General features: G+C 31.4%; 5 protein-coding genes. All 5 read right to left on the reverse strand.

Annotated elements, in window-relative coordinates:
* Positions 1-271 precede the first annotated feature (271 nt).
* Entirely contained in the window at positions 272-1651 is a 1380-nt protein-coding gene (locus tag JMO20_RS14095; RefSeq protein WP_202710334.1) for a caspase family protein, read from the reverse strand.
* Entirely contained in the window at positions 1644-1853 is a 210-nt protein-coding gene (locus JMO20_RS14100) for a hypothetical protein (RefSeq protein ID WP_202710335.1), read from the reverse strand. The genes JMO20_RS14095 and JMO20_RS14100 overlap by 8 nt, the downstream gene beginning before the upstream one ends.
* Positions 1854-2013: 160 nt before the next feature.
* Positions 2014-3078: a DUF3800 domain-containing protein gene (locus tag JMO20_RS14105; protein ID WP_202710336.1), complete on the reverse strand. Its 1065-nt coding sequence runs from the start codon at positions 3076-3078 to the stop codon at positions 2014-2016.
* A 196-nt stretch (positions 3079-3274) separates the two neighbouring features.
* Positions 3275-3811: a GNAT family N-acetyltransferase gene (locus JMO20_RS14110; RefSeq protein WP_202710337.1), complete on the reverse strand. Its 537-nt coding sequence runs from the start codon at positions 3809-3811 to the stop codon at positions 3275-3277.
* A gap of 305 nt (positions 3812-4116) precedes the next feature.
* A complete protein-coding gene (locus JMO20_RS14115) occupies positions 4117-4926 on the reverse strand; it encodes a hypothetical protein (protein ID WP_202710338.1) in 810 nt (269 codons plus the stop codon).
* Positions 4927-5049 lie beyond the last annotated feature (123 nt).

Raw genomic sequence — 5049 nt, forward strand, 5'->3', positions numbered from 1 at the left:
AAAAACATATTTTTCCCAAAATTGATCTCTTCGTCTTGTTATAGTTATTCTGTCATATAACGTTCAGTGTTCACGACGTCCCAGCACCTTAGAAGGAGGCACTCATGCCCTGACAAGGGCTAATGTACCGACTGTCCTGACCAGGCTTAGGTGGTGGGATGTGTGGTGGGCGCATACCCTAGAGAAATACCTTGCCCGCAACGAATGTGAACATATTGTTAGGTGATGTTGATTGCCTTCTAACTCAGAAGCCGACAGGACGTCGGCTCCTCTAGCGATTAAGAACATATAAATTCATTTTTGAGTCAATGTTATATTGACTAATACTATCAAATTTTACACAATCACCTCTCATATTCTCTCCGTTATCACCAATTACTTCTTTAACCCTTAATGGTTGTAATGAATTAACTATGCTAAATAAATGAATTACCACTTCTCCTTCAAAAGATTTCCAATCATCAGTGAGGCTAAAATCAAAAATTAATTGTTTACTATCGACTTCACTAAATACAGTAGGATTAGATGTCTTGTTAAGGCTCTGTAATGTACAACCAAACTTCATTCCATTAGGAACATTTATTTCAATTATTACAGATAAGTCTCTATTGGAGTTTAAAAAAAGTTTATGATTTATGCTTATATCTATTGTATGAATACCTTCTGGTAAGACGTCGAACAAAAATTCTCCCATTACAACAGGTTTGTCATCATAATACCATCTGTAATTTTTTAAAGTAAATCCATTGTCAAGAACTTGTTTCAAACACAAACCATAGCACTCTGATAAAGTTAAATATATCGCCCCTGGTAAATTCATTTTATAACTATAGTACTTGAGTAGAACATCAACTATTGGTAACATATACGCATTAGATAAGTCAATAAGTGTTTTACTTAAATCTGCGGAAGCACGCACTCTACTATATATGTCTAAACTAATTTCTTCCTCTTTTTTATTTACAAAAGAGAAATTACCTTTTAACGAGGTATTTTCCCAAGGCACTTGATTACCTGCGGTCTTATCTTCTACTTTAATTCTAATTAACTTAAACATATCTTCAATTTTTAAGTTAGGTGTTTTTATGTATTTCATCAAGTATTTAGTGTATAGACTATTTACTGTTTCTGACCCATAACCTATTGACGTTGAATCTGGGCTTGTTGCATAAGATATTAATGTTCCTGCCCCTGCTTTCATTTCTGCTAATCCAGTTGTTATTAGCCCTTTAGATAGAAAAGGATTATCTCTACATGCATCTAGAAGAATTAAGTTTGTTTTTTCAGGACGTTTTGCAAATTCTTGAGCAATTAAATCAATCTCTACAAAGCTCACACGGGTCATTAACATTTTATTATTTGCCATTGCTGTATCACTTGGCACTATATAATTAATGCCCTCTACTTGTACTCCATGTCCTGAATAATAGAATAGATTTGTTTCATATAAATCAAGTAATTCAAAATAATCTTGCATTCTCTCTAATAATTCTCTTCTCCCTAGATTACAAGCTTCTATTACATCAAAGCCTATTTCAGAAAGAACTTTTTTTACATCCTCTCCGTCTTTTTTACAACTAGGTATATCTCTTATTCCACTATCCTCATACTCGGAATTATACACCACTAAAGCTACTCCATGCTTAGTCATTACTTCCACCATTTTCTAATTGTTTAAAGTGCTTCATAATTATATTAAAAACACAGTCGCCATCAGTATTATACTTATCCCCAATTTTCCACAATTTCTTTCTTAAAAGTGTAATACCTTCTATACCACTTACATTTTTAAGATCATTAATAAATGGCTTGCATTCTTCAATAATTGCCTTCTCAATTTCTAATTTATTCACTTTCATCACTCCTATTATTTATTTCGCCACATGGACGTGGCGTTGCTTTTGCAATCAATGTCACCTAACGTTTCTGGGCTTTGCGACGTGGATATTGCTCTCCTTCTATTAACGTATATCCATGTTGAAAAGCCCATGTTAGCTGAAGTTAAAATTTTAATCACTTAGGTATTGTAGTTTTTCCATATTTAATTCCATGTGATGAGAAGAATTTTTCTTGATCATATTTTGTCGATACTATGTTAGTATTATAAATCAATCTATTTACTCGTTTACCAAGTTGACGGTCATTTCTTGTAAGAGAGTTGTTTATTATTGTACGTTGGTACAAACTCACCAAATTACCAACTAGAAAATCAATTGCTTGAATTAATATACTTTCATCAGATTTTAAAAATTCTATTTTTTTAATGTTTTTAAGACCCATCTTGAAAGTTTCAGATATCCATCTCTCATATGATTTTCCAAATTGCTCTTGAATATCGTGGTATAAAATGACATTATCACTTGGAGACAGTCTCAACCTAGCAACTGAGACAAACACGTTATTAAAGCTATCTATATTGGGCAATAACCGCATTAATCTTCCTTTATTAGTATAGTCCTCAATTGGCAACAACTTTTCTAAAGGAACTTCATTATCTTTAAAAATAGAAATTCCTTTTTCAATTCTGTTAACAATAGAGTCTTCAGTTACGTTATTCTTTAAATTGGTTAAAAATTCTATGTATTTTACCCTTAATCCCTCATACGCAGTTTCTAATTGGCACAATTCTATGAATTCTTGTAATGACTCATCCTCAATATTATTACTGACTAAAGTGGCAAAATTAACTTTCTCTTCACGAATCGAATGGTCAAAATTAATAATTGAATCTGGGTATAAACAATAGTGTACTAAGTATTTAACAATATTGAATCTCTTACTAATTATATCGAAATAGAAAATAGTATTATGTCTCTCTAGTAATTCTATTAGTTCACAAAATAACTCGTTATTAAACCAATAGTCCGTAGTTGATTTAAGCTCTTTACCTTGTCCTAACTCTTTATCATACTTAGCGAATAGATTCAAAATTTTATTTTTTATTTCTTTTTCATTACTTCTTTTTATGCAAATTGCTCCTAATCCATAGTTAGGCTGTTCTCGAAAGTTCCATCCATTTTTTTTCAATCTTGGATTACCCGTATTCCCACTCTCATCTAAATACATTACATAATCCATACTTTAACCTCATTTCTTAAATTTTCATTTTAGCTAACGTAACCGTATTGCCGAAGTCCATCAGACCTTAGATAGCTCCTATCTTGGTCTGATGGATTTGGACGAAATGACGTCAGGAATGGAGTCGGCAATATATTGTTATATGATGTCACGCGACACCCGCGGCATAAGCTAATTTATTTTATTGTTTTTAATATTATTTATTGAATTCCTCTCTAAGAATAGAGTAATTAAGTTTATCCCATTTTTGTCCAGCAAAATATACAGCTTTTCTTTCCCTACCCTCTAAAACAAACCCATTCTTATCTAAAGATTTTTGAGCAGCTATATTTTGCTCTAACGTATTTGCAGTAATTCTTTCTATTCCTAAATTATTAAAACCATATTCCATAATAATATTAACTGCTTCCGTTCCATACCCTTTGCATCGATACCTCTTTTTTGAAAATCCTAATCCAATACTACAAGAACGATTCTTCCAATCAATATCTTGTAATGCTATATCACCTATAACACTATCATCCTCTTTAATAAATATTCCAAGACGAACATGTTTTTTTCCTTGATCATTCTGTATCTCTTCAAACCATGATTCTGATTTTGAAATTGAATGACCAATATTTAGAGGTTCAGTTTTCGATTCAAAATCATACTCAAAATCTTCCCAGAGCTTTTTGCAATGCTCTTTTTCAAGCACTGACAAATAAATTTTCTTCCCCACTAATTTAACCATTGTATATCCTCCCCTATAAATCATTGCAGTAAAAATAAAGATCTTTAATGTCTACTTATAGAACTACAATTTAGCTTGATTTCATATAACGTTTCGTGTTCCAGACGTTTCTGAGTCGGACCCCAAAAGAATACCCTAAAGTAGTGCTTGCACCCGACGAAGGAATGTGGTGCGATGGCTTGACCTCAAAAACTTTCTACAGCACCCTTGATGGAACATATTGTTAGGCGTAGTTGGCTTGCTTTAAGCTTTTAAAAATTTTTGTTTTATAAGACTTGCATTATGCAATATGGATATCTATAAAATTAAAATTCAATACTTTTATTTCTCATATCTCTAACTTCATCAATTATTGATTGTCTCTCATGTTTATAGTCAAAATGCTGGTCAATTTCAGCAATATATTTTGATTTTGCAAAATACCAATCAACCGTTTTCCCATCTCTCTCAACTAAATAATCTCCTACACACCATGTTGGTAATGAATGAAAGAGAAAAACTAAAATATAAGAATAAACTTTTGATATTTCAGTATTTAATTCTTTCAATTCTTTAAGCCCTTCCTTACCAATTGTTCTTCCATTTGCAACTAAGCTTAATCGCTCTAACATCTGATTTGGTGAAGCATGCACATAATTACAAGTATAACCATACATTCTCTTTATTTCTTGTAAAAATGATTTTGCATTTTTTTCATTAAAAAAGTAAAAATCAATGTCTTTTACCATTGTAATATTACTAGTTTTTAGTTGCTTTTTATATTCGTCAATTTGTTTTTCAACAGTTTTGTCTGAGAATTTTTGGGTTACATAACATGCCTTTATTGAAAGTTCAATTAAATATCTCATTTCACGTCTACAAGTATTTCTAATTCCTTCCGTCGCTAACATTTTAATAGCTACGCTTGATTGTAAGATATCATCAATTACAGAGAGAAAAAAAAGTTTATTTTTCATTTCTTTGCTTCTTGAACAATTCATTGAAGAAAAAAACAAACATCTAATTAATGAATTATTAATATGTAAATGTTTCTTATACTCAGCTTTGTATTCAGGTGATTCTAATTCCTTTTCAATATCAATGTTATTAATGATTCTCACCTCTTTTCTAAACAAATAGTTTTTAAGTTTATAATGATATTTAAGAACTTCATTCTAGATTTTGTAAAGCCAATTTCGCCTAACGTCTCCGTGTTTGCGACACCTTCGAACTGGACCCTAAAGGAATACTTCTTGGTG

Source organism: Sporosalibacterium faouarense, assembly GCF_016765695.1.
GTDB lineage: Bacteria > Bacillota > Clostridia > Tissierellales > VENL01 > Sporosalibacterium > Sporosalibacterium faouarense.